This is a genomic window from [Ruminococcus] torques ATCC 27756, from assembly GCF_000153925.1.
In the GTDB taxonomy this organism is placed as follows: domain Bacteria; phylum Bacillota; class Clostridia; order Lachnospirales; family Lachnospiraceae; genus Mediterraneibacter; species Mediterraneibacter torques.
In genome coordinates, this window is record NZ_DS264365.1 from 49,826 (window position 1) to 66,704 (window position 16,879).

Below are 16,879 nucleotides of genomic sequence, written 5' to 3' on the forward strand. Positions count from 1 at the left end.
ATTCCATTTTACTGCATGAAAATGTTTTTTTCAACCCGCCACAAACGCATTTTTTCTCCCTGCCAGAAACAAACGCTTCAATCCGAACTGCTCCGAAACCCTTCTCCAAACACTTCACTCGTCTCCATAAACATTAAAAACATATTCTCATCCGCTTCTTCCGCCGCACATTTCACGAGAAATGCCTCAGATTTACTGCATGCACAAAGCAAGACATTCTTTTTCTTTCCCGTGTATGTTCCCGTCGCTTTGACAGACGTTACCCCTCTCTTTGTCAGCTCTGCGATCTTTGCCGCCACTTCATCTCCCTTTTCGGTTACAACAAAGGCCAGCGTTCCTGCTCCGAGTCCATACAACACTTTGTCAATCACAACAACCGATGCAAATGTAGAGACCAATCCATAAAGGGCCGCATCTACATCTCCGAATACAGGCCATCCCAGAAGAATGATCCCAAGATCAATGATCATCGTAATTTTCCCGACAGATAGATGAGGACGTTTTTTCTTGATCGGCATGATGACAAAATCAAGACCTCCCGAAGAAGAGCCCCGCATATAGAACATAACCATCCCGGCTCCCATCAGCGCTCCGGAACAAAGCGCAGCCATCATCCTCTGTCCTTCATACATCGGAAACACCGGAAAAACGACATCAAGAAAAAATGTTGTGATCACCATTGATTTCGCCGTTTTCAAAAGAAAACGTTTCCCCAGTGTACGATAACTGATCACGATAAGGGGCAGATTTATAAAAAGAGTAAGTGTTCCGACCGGAATCCCGAAAACATGATTCAGCAATAGAGATATTCCCGTAATTCCGCCGGGAGCAAAATCGGCGTTTTCCGCAAACGTATATACCCCTGCCGCAAACAATACCGCCCCCGCAATATCATAAAATAAATCGCCCCACAATAATTTTGCAGTTTTCCATTTCATTTCCTTTGTTTTTTTCCACATAAAAACCTCTGTATGCCATACTTATTCACAATGCTTAGTTACACTGTATTCAGTATATGCAAAACAGAGGTTTCTAATCATGCGCTTTTTCTGCGTTCCGAGCTTCTTCCCGCGCATACATTTTCAAATTCACGAAGCTTTTGCTCAGCTTCGGGATTCAGATATTTCGGTACTGCAATCTGGACTGTTACGTATTGATCGCCTCTCACTTCCGGATTTTTCATCGAGACGATTCCTTTTCCTTTCAGGCGGATCTTCGTCCCCGACTGCGTTCCCTTTGCGATCTTACATAAAACATCCCCGTACAGCGTCTGCACTTTCGTTTCTCCGCCAAACACTGCCGTCGTATACGGAACAAAAACTGTCGTATAAACATCGCTGCCTTTCCGTTCGTAGCCTGCTTTTACTCCCACATTTACTTTTAAAAACAGATCTCCGTTCTCTCCGCCGTTCACCCCTGGCATTCCTTTTCCGCGCAGACGGATACTCTTACCCGTATCAATCCCCGCAGGAATATGAACCTGCAAACTCTTAGAAACGCCCTGACTATTCGGATCTTTAAAGGTAAACGTTTTATCACATCCAAAGACAGCTTCCTCAAAAGTTACCGCTATCTCCGCGTGCAGGTCTTCTCCTTTTGCATCCCTCTGCCGCTCATATCCGCGAAATCCATGAAATCCGCGAAAATCCTCTTCCCCTTTGCTTCCATGCATTCCGCGGCCGAAAATATCTCCAAACATATCTCCGAACATATCATCCATATTTCCGCTTTCAAAATGGTACTCCTGATATCCGCCGTTTCCGTTCGTATAAGCTCTGTGATAAGAACCTCCCGAAAACGGATTGCCTGATGTATCTTTGCCAAACGGATCAGCCGATGCTCCCTGATCAAATGCCGCATGGCCAAACTGATCGTACATCTTTTTCTTCTCCGGGTCGCTCAGTACCGTATACGCCTCCGTCACTTCTTTAAACTTCTTCTCCGCCTGTTTATCGCCTTGATTCGTATCAGGATGATATTTCTTCGCCAGCTTTCTGTAAGCCTTTTTTATCGAGCCGGCATCTGCTCCTTTTGATAGACCGAGCACTTCATAATAATCTCTTTTTACTGACATTTTCCTTCCCTCCCACAATTACAAATTCAAGATCACTGATTTTATTCTTGTTCCATTCTACTAAAAATCATTATTTACACAAATTATCTCTTTGATATAAAACCACCCCGGAGAAATTTCCGGGGTATCTTTAGTTCTGTTCTATTTGTAATATAGCAGTTGTCTTTTTAAATGTCAATATTTTCGTAAATATTTTTCCGAAATTACAAAAACCCGCAGAGCAAACACTCTGCGGGTCATATCGCTATATCAAATCTATATTCAGATTATGATTACTCGATGATCTTAGCTACAGTACCTGATCCTACTGTACGTCCACCCTCACGGATAGCGAAACGAAGACCTTCTTCCATAGCTACCGGATGAATCAGTTCAACTGTCATCTCTACGTTATCTCCAGGCATACACATCTCGATACCAGCCGGAAGTTCGCAAACACCTGTTACGTCTGTTGTTCTGAAGTAGAACTGCGGACGGTAGTTGTTGAAGAACGGTGTATGACGTCCACCTTCGTCTTTTGTCAAAACGTAAACCTGGCATGTAAATTTCTTGTGGCATGTAACTGTACCCGGTTTGATAAGAACCTGACCTCTTTCGATCTCTGTTCTCTGAACACCACGGAGAAGAGCTCCGATGTTGTCTCCAGCCTGAGCCTCGTCAAGAAGTTTACGGAACATCTCGATACCTGTTACAACTGTTTTCTTAACATCTTCATGGATACCGATGATTTCAACTTCATCAGATACATGAAGAACACCACGCTCTACTCTACCTGTAGCAACTGTACCACGTCCTGTGATAGAGAATACGTCCTCTACCGGCATAAGGAACGGTTTGTCTGTAGCACGCTCCGGTGTCGGAATCCACTCGTCAACAGCAGCCATAAGTTCCATGATCTTATCGCCCCACTCGCTTGACGGATCCTCAAGAGCTTTCAGAGCTGATCCCTGGATGATCGGTGTGTCATCGCCCGGGAAGTCGTACTCGCTGAGTACTTCACGGATTTCCATCTCTACAAGTTCAAGAAGTTCTTCATCGTCTACCATGTCACATTTGTTCATGAATACAACGATGTACGGAACGTTAACCTGACGGGAAAGAAGGATATGCTCTTTTGTCTGAGCCATAACTCCGTCAGTTGCAGCAACAACGAGGATAGCTCCGTCCATCTGAGCTGCTCCTGTGATCATGTTCTTAACGTAGTCAGCATGTCCCGGGCAGTCAACGTGTGCGTAGTGACGGTTCTCTGTCTCGTACTCAACGTGTGCTGTAGAAATTGTGATTCCACGCTCTCTCTCTTCCGGAGCTTTATCGATGTTTTCGAAATCAACAGCTGCGTTTCCTTCTACTCTCTGTGAAAGTGTTTTTGTGATAGCAGCAGTAAGAGTTGTTTTACCGTGGTCAACGTGTCCGATTGTACCGATGTTACAATGCGGTTTGTTTCTTTCAAATTTAGCTTTTGCCATTTTGAATGTCCTCCTTAAAATAATAACCTTTTTAGGTAATCTACCTGACTTATTTTTTTATTCGGCTAAGTTTGATTATATTTCAAACCCAGCCGTTTTTCAAGTCCTTTTACGCTATTTACGCATTTTTGTTTGATAATATCTTTTCCTGAACAGATTTCGGTACCGGCTCGTATTTCTCAAAGAACATTGAGTAGTTACCGCGTCCCTGTGTTCTGGAACGAAGGTCTGTGGAATATCCGAACATCTCGGACAACGGAACGTATGCGCGAACGATCTTTCCGCCGCCTAAGTCATCCATTCCTTCGATACGTCCACGACGGGAGTTCAAGTCTCCGATGATATCTCCCATGTATTCTTCAGGCATTGTAACCTCAACCTTCATGATCGGCTCAAGAAGTACCGGAGCTCCCTGTTTCATAGCATCTTTGAATGCAAGAGATCCGGCGATATGGAATGCCATCTCTGAAGAATCGACTTCATGGTAAGATCCGTCGTATACGTTTGCGTGAACACCTACAACCGGGAATCCGCCGAGGATACCTGATTTCATAGCTTCTTCGATACCTTCGCCTACAGCCGGAATGTATTCCTTCGGAATCGCACCGCCGACTACTGTGCTCTCGAATTTGTATGTCTCCTCACCGTTGACATCCATAGGCTCGAATTTTACTTTACAGTGTCCGTACTGTCCACGACCACCGGACTGTTTTGCATACTTGCTGTCAACTTCAACCGATTTTGTAATGGACTCTTTATAAGCAACCTGAGGCGCACCTACGTTAGCCTCTACCTTAAATTCACGAAGAAGTCGGTCAACGATGATCTCCAGGTGAAGCTCACCCATTCCGGCGATGATCGTCTGTCCTGTCTCCTGATTTGTATGAGCGCGGAATGTCGGGTCTTCTTCTGCAAGTTTTGCAAGAGATTCACCGAGTTTACCCTGAGAAGCTTTTGTTTTCGGCTCGATCGCAAGCTCGATAACCGGCTCAGGGAATTCCATAGACTCAAGGATTACCGGATTCTGCTCGTCACAGATCGTATCTCCTGTTGTGGAGAACTTAAATCCGATCGCAGCAGCGATATCTCCCGAGTATACTTTATCCAGCTCTTCACGTTTGTTGGCATGCATCTGAAGGATACGTCCAACACGCTCTTTTTTACCTTTTGTAGCGTTGAGCACATAAGATCCGGAATTCACTGTTCCCGAGTAAACTCTGAAGTAAGCAAGTTTACCTACAAACGGGTCAGACATGATCTTGAATACAAGCGCTGAGAACGGCTCTTCATCAGAAGAATGTCTCACTGTATCATTTCCGTCCATATCTACACCCTGAATAGCCGGAACGTCAAGCGGTGACGGCATGAATTCGATTACTGCGTCAAGAAGCTTCTGAACACCTTTGTTCTTGTAAGCTGTACCGCAGCATACCGGAACAGCAGTACATTCGCATGTCGCTTTTCTCAGCACTTTCTTCAGCTCGTCTATCGACGGCTCTTCACCTTCAAGGTACATCATCATAAGCTCGTCATCCAGCTCGCAGATCTTCTCTACGAGTTCTGTATGATACAGCTCTGCGTCATCTTTCATTGCTTCCGGAATCTCTTCGATGGAGATGTCATCTCCCTTGTCATCGTTGTAGATGTAAGCTTTCATTTCAAAAAGATCGATGATTCCTTTGAACTCGTCTTCTTTTCCGATCGGAAGCTGAAGACAAATTGCGTTTTTACCTAATCTTGTTTTAATCTGCTCTACTGCGTTGTAGAAATCAGCGCCCATGATGTCCATCTTGTTAATGAACGCCATTCTCGGTACGTTGTATGTGTCAGCCTGACGCCATACGTTTTCTGACTGAGGCTCAACACCGCCCTTGGCACAAAATACACCTACCGCACCATCAAGCACACGCAGGGAACGCTCTACTTCTACTGTAAAGTCAACGTGTCCCGGTGTATCGATGATGTTGATACGATGCTCTAACGCGCCTGCTTTCGGCTTGCAGTTTTCCTGCAGCGTCCAGTGACATGTTGTCGCAGCAGATGTGATCGTGATACCTCTTTCCTGCTCCTGGGCCATCCAGTCCATAGTTGCAGTTCCTTCGTGAGTATCACCGATCTTATGGTTAACACCTGTATAATAAAGAATACGCTCTGTTGTCGTAGTCTTTCCGGCATCAATATGCGCCATAATACCGATGTTTCTGGTTCTGTCTAATGGATATTCTCTACCAGCCAAGATCTTTTCCTCCTCTATTTGGTCATTCTTCGGGATAATTTCCGAAGAATATGCCTCGCACCTGCCTCGCTAAGAGGCGCAGCAGTGTCCGGCTCTTAGAAACGATAGTGTGCAAACGCTTTGTTTGCCTCTGCCATCTTGTGCATATCTTCTTTTCTCTTCACAGCTCCGCCTGTGTTGTTCGCTGCGTCAAGAATTTCGTTTGCCAGTCTCTCTTCCATTGTCTTCTCGCCTCTCTGACGGGAATACATAGTCAACCAGCGAAGAGCAAGCGCCTGTCTTCTGTCAGCTCTAACCTCGATCGGTACCTGATATGTTGCTCCACCGATACGTCTTGCTTTTACTTCCAGAACCGGCATCATGTTGTTCATAGCTTCCTCGAACACTTCGATCGCCGGTTTCTCAGCCTTTGCCTCTACTCTTTCAAATGCTCCGTATACAATTTTCTGTGCTACACCTTTCTTACCGTCAAGCATGATGTTGTTGATAAGTTTGGTAACAACTTTATTGTTGTATATCGGATCCGCTAATACATCTCTTTTCTGAGTATGTCCTTTACGTGGCACGGTCCTTCCCTCCTTAATCATTTTTTCCGGTTATACCGGGATTAATTCATCGGTACTCACATGTGTCTTCTATGAAATCACATACCATGTGCTCGCGGCCGCGGGACGTCTATCTTTGTCCGCACCTCCGGTACTCCTTCGGAGCGGAATCTCAAATCCGCAACCCTTTCTCACTGAACGATCAATGAGGCACGATAATCATAGTTCTGTTTGTGATACGATTTAACTACTTAGTTACTGCTCTTGTTCTTTTACGCTTATCGTCCACTCGAAAATCCGATTCGCTTACGCAGCCTTTCGTACTGACGTACTTCCGATCTTCTCATGAAAACCTCGGATGAAAACAAATACGCCGCTGTGCTTATACCTGTTTTCCTTTCTCAGTTTTTTATTTTGCGTCTTTCGGTCTTTTTGCACCGTATTTAGAACGAGCCTGTCTTCTCTTAGCAACTCCTGCTGTATCAAGTGTACCACGGATAATGTGGTATCTTGTACCCGGCAGGTCCTTAACTCTTCCTCCGCGGATCATAACAACGCTATGCTCCTGAAGGTTGTGTCCTTCACCCGGAATGTAGCTTGTTACTTCGATTCCGTTAGAGAGACGAACTCTGGCGATTTTTCTCAGAGCTGAGTTCGGTTTCTTCGGAGTAGCTGTCTTAACTGCTGTACAAACACCTCTTTTCTGCGGTGCAGATACGTCAGTCGCACGTTTCTTCAGGGAGTTGTATCCTTTCTGAAGAGCCGGTGCTGTAGACTTTTTCTCTGAAGTCTGGCGACCTTTTCTAACTAACTGGTTAAATGTTGGCATTCTTTTTCACCTCCTATGAATTATTCGTTTCCTCATGACTTATGTCATAAGGGGCTGCGGATAATATGTCTTTATCCTTTTCGGCGCACAAAAAGAACAACGTCTTTTTCTGCACGCTAGGTTAGTTTATTACGTTTTTTTAAGAAAGTCAAGGGATTTGCCAACTTTTCCGCCTTTTTCATGTCTTTTTTCTTTTTTTCATTCTTTCTTTATAAAATTGCTCCGTCTTTTCACAGTCATATCTTTAAAATAAATGATAAAAAACGGGAAAATCACGGTTATCTTCTCAGATAATCCATAACTTTCCCGTCTCTGTTATCTCTTTATTCAGATTGTCCGAATGCCTTCGGCATCAGAATTATTTTTCCTGATTTCTTCTTCTGAATCCGAATACGAACGCTGCCGCTGCAAGGAGTAATGTTCCCGCATATACAAACAGGTTTGAGCTGTCGCCTGTCTGCACTGCCGAATTTCCTGTGCCGCTGCCTCCTGTACTTCCATTTCCGCCTGCGTTTCCACTACCGTTTCCGCTTCCGCCTGTGCTTCCACTGCCGTTTCCGTTTCCGCCTGTGCTTCCATTTCCGTTTCCTTCACCGTTTCCATCGCCGCTTCCGCCGTCGACCGGTTTCAGATTCTGGATTGCCGTATTCAATGCAAGCGCTGCCTGATCGACTTCATCCTGATCTGCATCTGCTTTTTCAAGAACTGCCTTTGCATTTTGAAGAGCCGCATTAAACTCTGCCTTACCTTCTTCTTTATACTGTGTCAGATCAAGCGCTTCCGCCTTGCCGATTGCCTCCTTAAGCGTATCTTTATTCACCTGAGGAGTCTGATCTTTTTCATTCAAAGCCTCCTGTGCAGCTTTCAGCTCTTTTGCCATCTGATTCACATCGTCCTGTGTTCCCGCAAAGCTTCCGCCGGCAATGTCTGCAAGAAGTTTTTCCGCCTCTTCCAGTTTTGCAGTAAATGCAGTTTTGGCATCGTCATCTTTGTAATCATTCAGATCTAATCCCTTAGCCGCCTTAACTGCCGCTTCAAGCTCTACTGCAGAAATCGGAGGAACCGGTGTTCCCGGACTCTTGATATCGAATTTATCCAACTGCGGAGCTTTTGTATCGAACGCCGTAAATACGAGGCATCCTTCGCCTGCTGTTTTCACATTCAGTTTGAATTCTTTCGTATGTGTCGCATCTGCGCTGCTTGCGCCTGCCGTTACTTCTCCGGCTTCGATCTTGCCGTCTTTTTCTGCCCATTTGAATCCGTTCTGAGTGCTTCCGCTTCTGTAAGACAACGTAACTGTATATTCTCCCGCCTGCGGAGCATTGTAGTAAAGTGTCAGCGTATCGCCTTTGTTCATCGAGTTGACAAACTTACCGCCGCTTGCCCAATCAGCTTCCTTTACTTCCATCTTCCACTGACCGTCGCTTGGGTCTTCTACGTTTTTAGCTTCAAGTCTCTCTGCTTCAAGAGTCTTTGCATTTCCGTCTACAGGGAATTCAAATCGATTGTCTTCCGCATACATCTCTTTTTCAAATGTAGCAGTGATCGTATGTCCGTTTGCCAAAACTTCCTCAAATGTATATTTCGTTCTAGAACCTACGGATTTTCCGTCTACGACTACATCCTTCACTGCATAGCCTTCATTCGGCTTCATTTCAAATTCCTTTGAAGAACCTTCTTCTACTTCCACTGCTCCAAGCGGTGAAATCGTTCCCTGCTCGCCTTCTGCAACGGATGAAGTGATCGTGTATTTCTCCATCGGAACTTCTTTTGCCGTTACTTCAAATTTATCAAGGTTCGGAGAACCTTTGTCGTCTGCAGTAAAGATCAGTTCTCCGTCGCCTGCTGCCGTGATCTCTACATCAAACTCTAACGTCTCATATTTCGTTCCGTTAGACTCTGTTCCATATATGTCAGCCTTAGATCCTGCTGTCACGTTCTTGCCAGACCAGTTCAAAGAGTTCGGCTGTTTTCCGCTTGCCAGTCTTCCGCTCTGGTATGTTGCTTTGAACGTATATGTTCCCGCTTTATCTGCATGGAACGGAACTTTGATGATGTTGCCTTTTTCAAACCAACCGACTTTCTGTCCGTTACTTGCTTTATCATCTGCCACAAGGCGAACGTGTTTACCATTTTCCGATGTTCCTTTATCTAATATGAAGTGCTCTGCCTCAAGCTGTTTTGTTCTTCCTTTCAGACGAGGCATAATAAATCTATCTTCATCTGTGTATGTAGATCGCTTTGTAAGACTGTTCAGAGCCGCTTCCAGTTTCGTACAAGCTTCGGCATAATCCTGTGCTCCTGCATTTGTTTTTTCCATAACTGCTTTCGCATCTTTTATCGCCGCCTGAAGCGCTTCCCAGCTTCCGCTTGTATACTGCGCTTCATTATATCCTGCTTTCTCGATCTGAGCTAATTTTTCTTTTACTTTTTCTTTTGTATACTGCTCAGAGTCAGCGATCGTCACTGTCGCCGGATTATTGAATCCGATAATCGTTCCGTTCGTCGGATCTGCAAGAACAGCAGTAAAGGAAAGATCGCCTGTCTCTCCCGGCACTCTTCTTGTCTCAACATGAGCTTGCGCCTCTGTCTGACCGTCTGCAAACTTCAACTCCATATTTCCGTCTGCATTAAAGTGATCCTGCCATGCGCTTCCCGGATTTACCTGGAACTGTACCGTAGCTTCGCCTTTTGTTCCTCCGAGACGTTTTACCATGATCGGAGTCTTTGTGTTTTCATTAACACGATAGCTCGGATACTCGATCTGGAACATACCTTTTCCGCCGTTGTTCAATACTAACGCGGCATCTACTCCGATTGCCTCTGTACCCGTTCCTGTATTAACAATTTTTAATGTATGCTTTCCTTCTTTTAACGTATCAGACTCAAAGATTCTTTGCTGAAGCTTTCTCTTATCTGACTTCGTATTAATAGACGCCACCTTGTTGCCGTCGATATATACGTCTGCCGGACCGTGGCTCGGATCGATCGTACCTACAAGCCATACTTTCGTTCCTGTAAACTTCACAGTTGCCTCTGCATTCGGACGACACCACATACCTGTGCCTTCGATAAACTGATCTCCCGACTCCTTTGACCATCCGTCTGCCGTAAACGCTCTGTCATCGACTACCTGAAGTCCTTCCGGAATTCCGTTCGGAGCTTCCATACCTGCCGCCGCTTTATAAACGCCGACCTCACTGATCATAGGAATTTTATTTTCCGCGCTTTCATGCGCCGTTACCGTGATCCTGATCTTACTTGATTTTACAGGGCTTCTGCGGCTGAGACGTTTCGCGCCAACCGTTGTTCCCTCGTCAAACTTCTTCCACTCACCGTTCGCAGTCTGATACTCAACTTTAAACTTGCCGATTCTCTGTCCGAACTCAATCGACTCTTCGATAGACACAACATCGAACAGTGTATCTTTTTTCAGGTCGATCAGAAGTGTGCCTGATTTTGTCTCATCATTCACAGTCCAATATGTATCATCTTTTCCGTCCAATACGTTCTGCGGAGAATAAGTTGTGTCCTTTCCGCGAACTTCTGTTGCGGAAACCTCAGCATCTTTTGCAAGGTTCTTCTCAAACGTTTTATTAATAGCCGTACCGAATTCCGTTACACGTCTTAAGATCGCATCGTCAACTTTTCCTTTATTATTCGGAGGAACATTCAAAAGAAGCGGAGCATTATGACCTACAGAGCGGAAGTACATCTCTGATAATTCTTCCATTGTCTTCGGTGTCTTCTTACTATCTCCCCAGAACCATCCTGACGTGATTCGTGCGTCCGCTTCCGGAACTGTCCACTGATTTCCGTCTGGGAAACCTTTCGTATATCCGCCCGAAGAGTTGCTGTTAATCGTATTTTTCTCTTTATCTACATTCGATTTTGACCAAGTCTCCTCTGCCGCAAATCCGTTCTCGTTTCCGATCCAACGGACAGTTGTGTAAGCTTCTGCTCCGAACAGCATACAGTCGTCAACCTGATTTCCGGCAATTCCTTCATATTGCTGAATTGTGTCAAACCATTTTTTAAAGTCGTATTCCTGATATCCGGCGCCGCTTCCTTTCGCACCATCCATCCATACTTCTTTAAAATGCCCTTTATTTCCGTATTTGTCGTTTCCAAGTATCTCGATCAACTGATCATTATAATATTTATTGTAATCTTTCGCATCTTGCTGTTTTACTTGTTCCCAAGTCAAACCATTGACCGGTTGGTTTTTATCTGGTTTTCCATCATTATTAGTATCCACAAACTCTACTAATGCCTTACCGGATGCATCTTTATACCCATAGCTTTCATCATGGATATCCCACGGGGACAGATATAAGCCCATGTCCATATCATGTTCTGTACATGCTTTTGAAATGTCGGCAAGGACATCACCTTTTCCACCCTGATAATTTGTCGCGCCGGAAACGTCGTACTGCGTTGCTTCACTTGCCCATATACAGAAACCATCATGGTGCTTCGCAGTCACGATCAATTTCTTGAAACCTGCTTCTTTCAATGTTTTAACAAGTGTGTCCGCATCAAAATCTTCCGTCAGTTTAAAGATCTCATTCGGAGTCTTATCGCCGTAATGTTCTCCCCATTCGATCTCATTAAATGTATTCGGTCCAAAGTGGCAAAATGCAGCCAGTTCCTGTTTCTGATACTCATACTGATTCTTTGACGGTATCGTCTTGTCCTTCTTCGGTGCCGCCGTATCGTTGTCTGTCAGCTCATCTGTTTTAACGTATGTGTCTTCGGCAGCCTGAACCTGCACAACTCCGCCGGTCGAAAGAGCTGTCTGTGCGATCATTCCGGCAGCTAATAACAATGCCAGATACTTTCTCTTTTTCATACTTTTCCTTTCCCCTTTTTTCACAATTTTATTTTTCATAGACCTTATAACCTTATCACATTTAAACAAAATTGTCATTATCATCCCCCCATTTTCGTCATTTTGCATATTTAGGATTTCAAAAAAGGCTATAGTCGTTCATTTTCCAAAACGATTATAGCCTTTTTGTACAACACTATCTTATTTCTTCTATATTATTTATCGAGAAGCAGCGCTGTAAAACAGAACGTATTTCTTCCAAAAGCGAAGAAATCCACTCCTGTTTTAAACTGCCCATTTACAAATAATGTATTTTAGTATGCTCTTCCCCAGTAAACCATATGTTTCGCAGGTTTTCCACAGCAGACGCATACATCAGACAGATGTTCTTCTTCCATAGGAATGCATCGTGATGTCACTCCGCCTGTCTGTGCTTTAATCTCATCCTCACAAGCTTCGTCTCCACACCACATTGCCTTTACGAAACCTTTCTTTTCGGAAACCGCATCTTTCATCTCATCCATAGTCACCGCAGAACTGATGTGGTCATCAAGGAACGCTTTTGCTTTCGCATAAAGGTCTGCCTGGATCGTCTCAAGGATTTCACCGAGTTTCGTTGTAATCTCATCGATTGCCACAACGATCTTCTCTCTTGTATCTCTGCGCACAACAACAACCTGACCGTTTTCGATATCTTTTGGTCCGATCTCGATACGAGTCGGGATTCCGAGCATCTCCTGCTCACTGAATTTCCATCCCGGACTCTTTTCGGAATCATCGATCTTCGCGCGATATCCGGCTTTATTAAGAGCGTCAAGAAGTTCATTTGCCTTATCGAGAACACCTTCTTTATGCTGCGCGATCGGAATAACTCTTGTCTGTACCGGAGCGATTCTCGGCGGAAGTACAAGACCGCTGTCATCGCCGTGAACCATGATGATCGCACCGATGATTCGGGTGGATAATCCCCATGATGTCTCGTACACACTGTGCAGTTCATTATTTTTATCTGCATACTTAATGTCAAATGCATCCGGGAAAGAATTTCCGAAGAAATGGCTTGTCGCCGACTGTAAAGCCTGACCGTCGTGCATCAGTGCTTCAATCGTATAAGTGTCCTGCGCTCCCGCAAATTTTTCACTTTCTGTTTTTCTTCCGGCAACAACCGGAATCGCAAGATTTTCTTCTACAAAGTCTTTATATACTTTCCACATTAATTTTGTACGTTCTTCCGCTTCTTCATATGTCGCATGAATCGTATGACCTTCCTGCCAGAGGAATTCCCTTGAACGAAGGAACGGTCTTGTCGTTTTCTCCCAACGAAGAACCGAGCACCACTGATTCCATACTTTCGGAAGGTCTCTGTAAGACTGAACCGTCTTGCTCCACACGTCACAGAACAATGTCTCAGATGTCGGACGGATACAGAATCTCTCCTGAAGCGGCTCCGCTCCGCCGTGTGTTACCCACGCTACTTCAGGCGCGAACCCTTCGATGTGGTCTTTTTCTTTCTGCAAAAGGCTTTCCGGGATCAAAACCGGAAGATATACGTTTTCCACACCTGTGTCTTTAAAACGTTTATCAAGATCCGACTGAATATTTTCCCATATTGCATATCCGTTCGGAAGATAGTTCAGACATCCCTTTACGCCTGAATAATCACATAATTTTGCTTCCCGCACAACATCTGTATACCACTGTGCAAAATCTTCGTCTCTCGATGTGATCGACTGTACAAGTTTCTTTTCTTTCGCCATTTTCTTACCTCATTTCCCAAATCATTTTCGGAACTTTTTATCTTTTGTTCCGACTTTTCTTCCATCGCTTCCATAGCGCAGCAGTTTAGCCATATCCGTCCGAATCGACCGTTTCGACCGTTTCGACCGTTTCTTCCGTTTTGCCCGTTTCTCCCGGATCGTAAAAATTTCCGGTAACGCGGCAGATTCCCGGATAGCGCCAAAACTTCTCTGCCGGAAAAGCGTCTCATTTCCTATATGCGCCTATATAAAAACGCCGGGACGCTCTTCCCCACAAGGGACCGAGCATCTCGGCGGTACCACCCTTATTAACACCGCAGACGTCCTGCCTGCCGTTGTTCTCTCTTTTATCTTTAACGCAGATATACGCTGTATTTTCATACAGAGCTCCGGAGCCGGTTCAATGTGTTCCTGCAAAGGCTTTCACCAACCGCCTTCTCTCTGATGCATTCCACACATATACTATTCTCTTTCCTCGCCTGTTTGCATCTGTGATTTTACCCAAAATCCGGCAGAATGTCAACCGAAACCGCCGTTCCAAGTATTCATTCCGAAAATACCATCCTAAACGTGCATCTAAGACCTTATCCCAAACATTATCCGTGAAGCTGCAAAAGCTTTCCTTTTAATTCCTGCTCCATATTGCGAAGTTCCGCCTCCGCAGCCTGACGTTTTTCCCTGCCTTCACGCTGGATTGCCATTACTTCATCAAGCGTAGAGATCAGAGACTCGTTCGTTGCTTTGAGCGTATCCATATCCACGATTCCCCGCTCGGACTGCCGAGCCGTTTCCGTCGTTGCGATCTTCAGTTTCTCTGCATTTTTCTTCAAAAGCTCATTCGTCACATCCGTAACACGCCGCTGCGCTTCCGCTGCCTGCGTCGAATGTTCTACCCCAAGCGCAAGAACCATCTGACTCTTCCAAAGAGGAATCGTATTTACGATTGTAGACTGGATCTTTTCAACCATCATTGTATCATTATTCTGAACGAGCCGAATCTGAGGCGCAGTCTGAATAGAAATCATTCTTGTCAGTTCAAGATCATGGATCTTCTTCTCAAACCGAATGCACATCTCATCCAAATCTTTCGCCGCCTGCGCATCTTCCGGCAGTCCTGATGCCTGCGCCCTGCTCATCAGATCCGCAAGCTGTGTTCTTTTCACTTCCGCAAGTTTCTTCTTTCCCGCAAGAATATACATCGACAATTCCTTAAAATATGTCAGATTCAGTTCGTACATCTTATCAAGAAGCGCTGTATCCTTCATAAGCTGTACCTGATGCTTCTCCAGCGCCTTGATAATCTCATTTACATTCGTCTCGGCTTTTGCGTATTTCGCTTTCATAGAATCAATTTTGTTCGACGCTTTCTTAAAAATGCCGAAAAAGCCTTTTTCTTCTTCATCTTCATCAAAACTTTTCAACTGCGTCACAACGCCGGTAAGGAGATCCCCCACCTCGCCGAGATCTTGAGATTTCACATTATCCAACGCCGATTCGGAGAAATCCGCCATCTTCTTCTGCGTTCCCGCTCCGTACTGAAGGATCAGCGATGAATTCGTCAAGTCGATCTGCTTTGCAAATGCCTCGACCGTCTGACGCTCTTCTTCTGTCAAAATGCTGTCGTCCAGCACCGGTTCTTCTACCTGCTGCACGGCCGGAGTTTCCTTTTTATCCGCCGCCTGAAACGGATCTAACGTCAATGTCGGAGTGGTGTCTAAGTCCTTAAATTCTGTTCCCATTTCTTTAATCTCCTTTTCCATTTCTTTCTTCAGCCCTATCTTACTTATCTTCACTCATCATTCCCCGAGCTTCTATTTTATCTTCTTTACTCGCTGCGAACATCTTTTCTATCTTATCTTCTCCACTCGCTGCGCGCTTTTACTTTCTGATCTCGTCTTCCGTAAGTCCTTCCTGTGCCAGCATCGTATTCAGAACCGATATATCCGACGACACGTCCCACGCCGTATCCTGAAAAAGATCGTCCAACAACTTTTCAAACGCCACATTAAGAGTGTCAATCGTCTTTTCGATCTCTATTTTGGAAGAAATAATATTTTCTCCCTGTACAGGCTGTGCATCCAAATCTTCATACGCCTGCAGCAGTTTCATCGTCATCGGAAGATAATAATCCATTAATTTTCGGATATCACTGACCGTATCGGGTTTCTGCTCGACCCGGTCAAATATCCTGTCTACAAGCATTTCCATACGGGCGATTTTCTCCGAAATTTCTTCTCCGGGTATTGCGTCATTCGCCGCTTTGATCGCCCTCACATATTCGTCGCCTGCTTCGATGATCTTCTGGACTTCCGGAGAAAGTCTGGAAAACTCTTCCTGTTCCTTCGCTGCCCGCTCTTCTTTTTCCTGTTTTTCCCGACGCGTTCTTTCCATAAGCGCCGTGTATTGGCGATAAGCTTCGTTGCTCGTCATAAGACATGTTTCCTGCTCATCAAGATGACCTTGCCGAAACCAGCCTTTTTTAATCATCTTTTTCAAATCTTTCACAACTGCTTTCACAGAACGTCCGCTCTGCTGTGCAAATTCTTTTACGTCACAATATTCCCTGTTTCCGATCATTTTCACATATTTTCCAAAACGGCTCACCGTACACGCATTCGATGTTCCGATAATTCCCATCACTGCAAACGCAACAGAAAAACCGCCCATCAAAGCCGCCATGACATTTATCTCCATCTGCCAGCCTGTTACCGAACTTCCCAACAGAAGCATCAGACCGATGATCAGAGTAACGATCATCCCAAGGTATCCCGTAATCGCGAGGAAGATACCGCCGACCTTTATTGCCGTTCCCTTCAGATAAAGGATTCCGCCTCTGTGCACGGAATTCCCCGCTGTTCCCGTTCTTTGATCCTGCGCGAAGCCGCCTGCTGAGCCCGCTCCCTGATTATGTGTAAATCCGCCCGCTGAGCCTGTCCTCTGATTCTGTGTAAATCCGCCTGCTGAGCCTGTCCTCTGATTCTGCGTGAATCCGCCAGTTGCGCCTGTCCTCTGATTCTGTGTAAATCCGCCTGCTGAGCCTGTCCTCTGATTCTGTGTAAATCCGCCTGCTGAGCCTGTCCTCTGATTCTGTGTAAATCCGCCTGCTGAGCCCGCTCCCTGATTCTGCGTGAAACCACCTGC

At 45.2% G+C, this 16,879-nt stretch carries 10 protein-coding genes and 1 other annotated feature; all 10 genes read right to left on the reverse strand.

The window, feature by feature from the left end; genetic code table 11:
• Positions 1–77: 77 nt before the first annotated feature.
• Positions 78–959 (reverse strand): YitT family protein, encoded by an 882-nt coding sequence (locus tag RUMTOR_RS09700; protein WP_004847540.1) that lies wholly within the window; start codon positions 957–959, stop codon positions 78–80.
• A gap of 77 nt (positions 960–1,036) precedes the next feature.
• Complete coding sequence (locus RUMTOR_RS09705) at positions 1,037–2,074, reverse strand: DnaJ C-terminal domain-containing protein (protein ID WP_004847541.1); 1,038 nt, start codon at positions 2,072–2,074, stop codon at positions 1,037–1,039.
• A 272-nt stretch (positions 2,075–2,346) separates the two neighbouring features.
• Positions 2,347–3,540 carry an elongation factor Tu gene (tuf, locus tag RUMTOR_RS09710; RefSeq protein ID WP_004847542.1) on the reverse strand — a complete coding sequence of 398 codons (1,194 nt, stop codon included), beginning with the start codon at positions 3,538–3,540 and terminating at the stop codon, positions 2,347–2,349.
• 118 nt (positions 3,541–3,658) lie between these two features.
• Positions 3,659–5,776 carry an elongation factor G gene (gene fusA / locus RUMTOR_RS09715; RefSeq protein ID WP_082241035.1) on the reverse strand — a complete coding sequence of 706 codons (2,118 nt, stop codon included), beginning with the start codon at positions 5,774–5,776 and terminating at the stop codon, positions 3,659–3,661.
• A gap of 95 nt (positions 5,777–5,871) precedes the next feature.
• Positions 5,872–6,342 carry a 30S ribosomal protein S7 gene (gene rpsG / locus RUMTOR_RS09720; RefSeq protein ID WP_009243127.1) on the reverse strand — a complete coding sequence of 157 codons (471 nt, stop codon included), beginning with the start codon at positions 6,340–6,342 and terminating at the stop codon, positions 5,872–5,874.
• Positions 6,343–6,730: 388 nt separating this feature from the next.
• Positions 6,731–7,150, reverse strand: coding sequence for a 30S ribosomal protein S12 (rpsL, locus tag RUMTOR_RS09725; RefSeq protein ID WP_004847546.1), 420 nt, complete (start codon positions 7,148–7,150; stop codon positions 6,731–6,733).
• Between the two features lie 358 nt (positions 7,151–7,508).
• Positions 7,509–12,002 carry an alpha-L-fucosidase gene (locus RUMTOR_RS09730; protein WP_167528109.1) on the reverse strand — a complete coding sequence of 1,498 codons (4,494 nt, stop codon included), beginning with the start codon at positions 12,000–12,002 and terminating at the stop codon, positions 7,509–7,511.
• 293 nt (positions 12,003–12,295) lie between these two features.
• A complete protein-coding gene (gene proS / locus RUMTOR_RS09735) occupies positions 12,296–13,738 on the reverse strand; it encodes a proline--tRNA ligase (protein ID WP_004847549.1) in 1,443 nt (480 codons plus the stop codon).
• A gap of 273 nt (positions 13,739–14,011) precedes the next feature.
• Positions 14,012–14,223: a binding site (T-box leader), on the reverse strand.
• 111 nt (positions 14,224–14,334) lie between these two features.
• Entirely contained in the window at positions 14,335–15,477 is a 1,143-nt protein-coding gene (locus RUMTOR_RS09740) for a toxic anion resistance protein (protein ID WP_009243679.1), read from the reverse strand.
• A gap of 139 nt (positions 15,478–15,616) precedes the next feature.
• On the reverse strand, positions 15,617–16,879 hold a 1,263-nt coding region (locus RUMTOR_RS09745), incomplete at its 5' end, for a 5-bromo-4-chloroindolyl phosphate hydrolysis family protein (protein ID WP_049936194.1).

Excerpts from the sequence above, each read along its gene's own strand:
- rpsL (WP_004847546.1), bottom strand. The coding sequence starts at position 7,150 with ATGCCAACATTTAACCAGTTAGTTAGAAAAGGTCGCCAGACTTCAGAG.
- RUMTOR_RS09730 (WP_167528109.1), bottom strand. The coding sequence starts at position 12,002 with ATGAAAAAGAGAAAGTATCTGGCATTGTTATTAGCTGCCGGAATGATC.
- tuf (WP_004847542.1), bottom strand. The coding sequence starts at position 3,540 with ATGGCAAAAGCTAAATTTGAAAGAAACAAACCGCATTGTAACATCGGT.
- RUMTOR_RS09740 (WP_009243679.1), bottom strand. The coding sequence starts at position 15,477 with ATGGGAACAGAATTTAAGGACTTAGACACCACTCCGACATTGACGTTA.
- proS (WP_004847549.1), bottom strand. The coding sequence starts at position 13,738 with ATGGCGAAAGAAAAGAAACTTGTACAGTCGATCACATCGAGAGACGAA.
- RUMTOR_RS09700 (WP_004847540.1), bottom strand. The coding sequence starts at position 959 with ATGTGGAAAAAAACAAAGGAAATGAAATGGAAAACTGCAAAATTATTG.
- RUMTOR_RS09705 (WP_004847541.1), bottom strand. The coding sequence starts at position 2,074 with ATGTCAGTAAAAAGAGATTATTATGAAGTGCTCGGTCTATCAAAAGGA.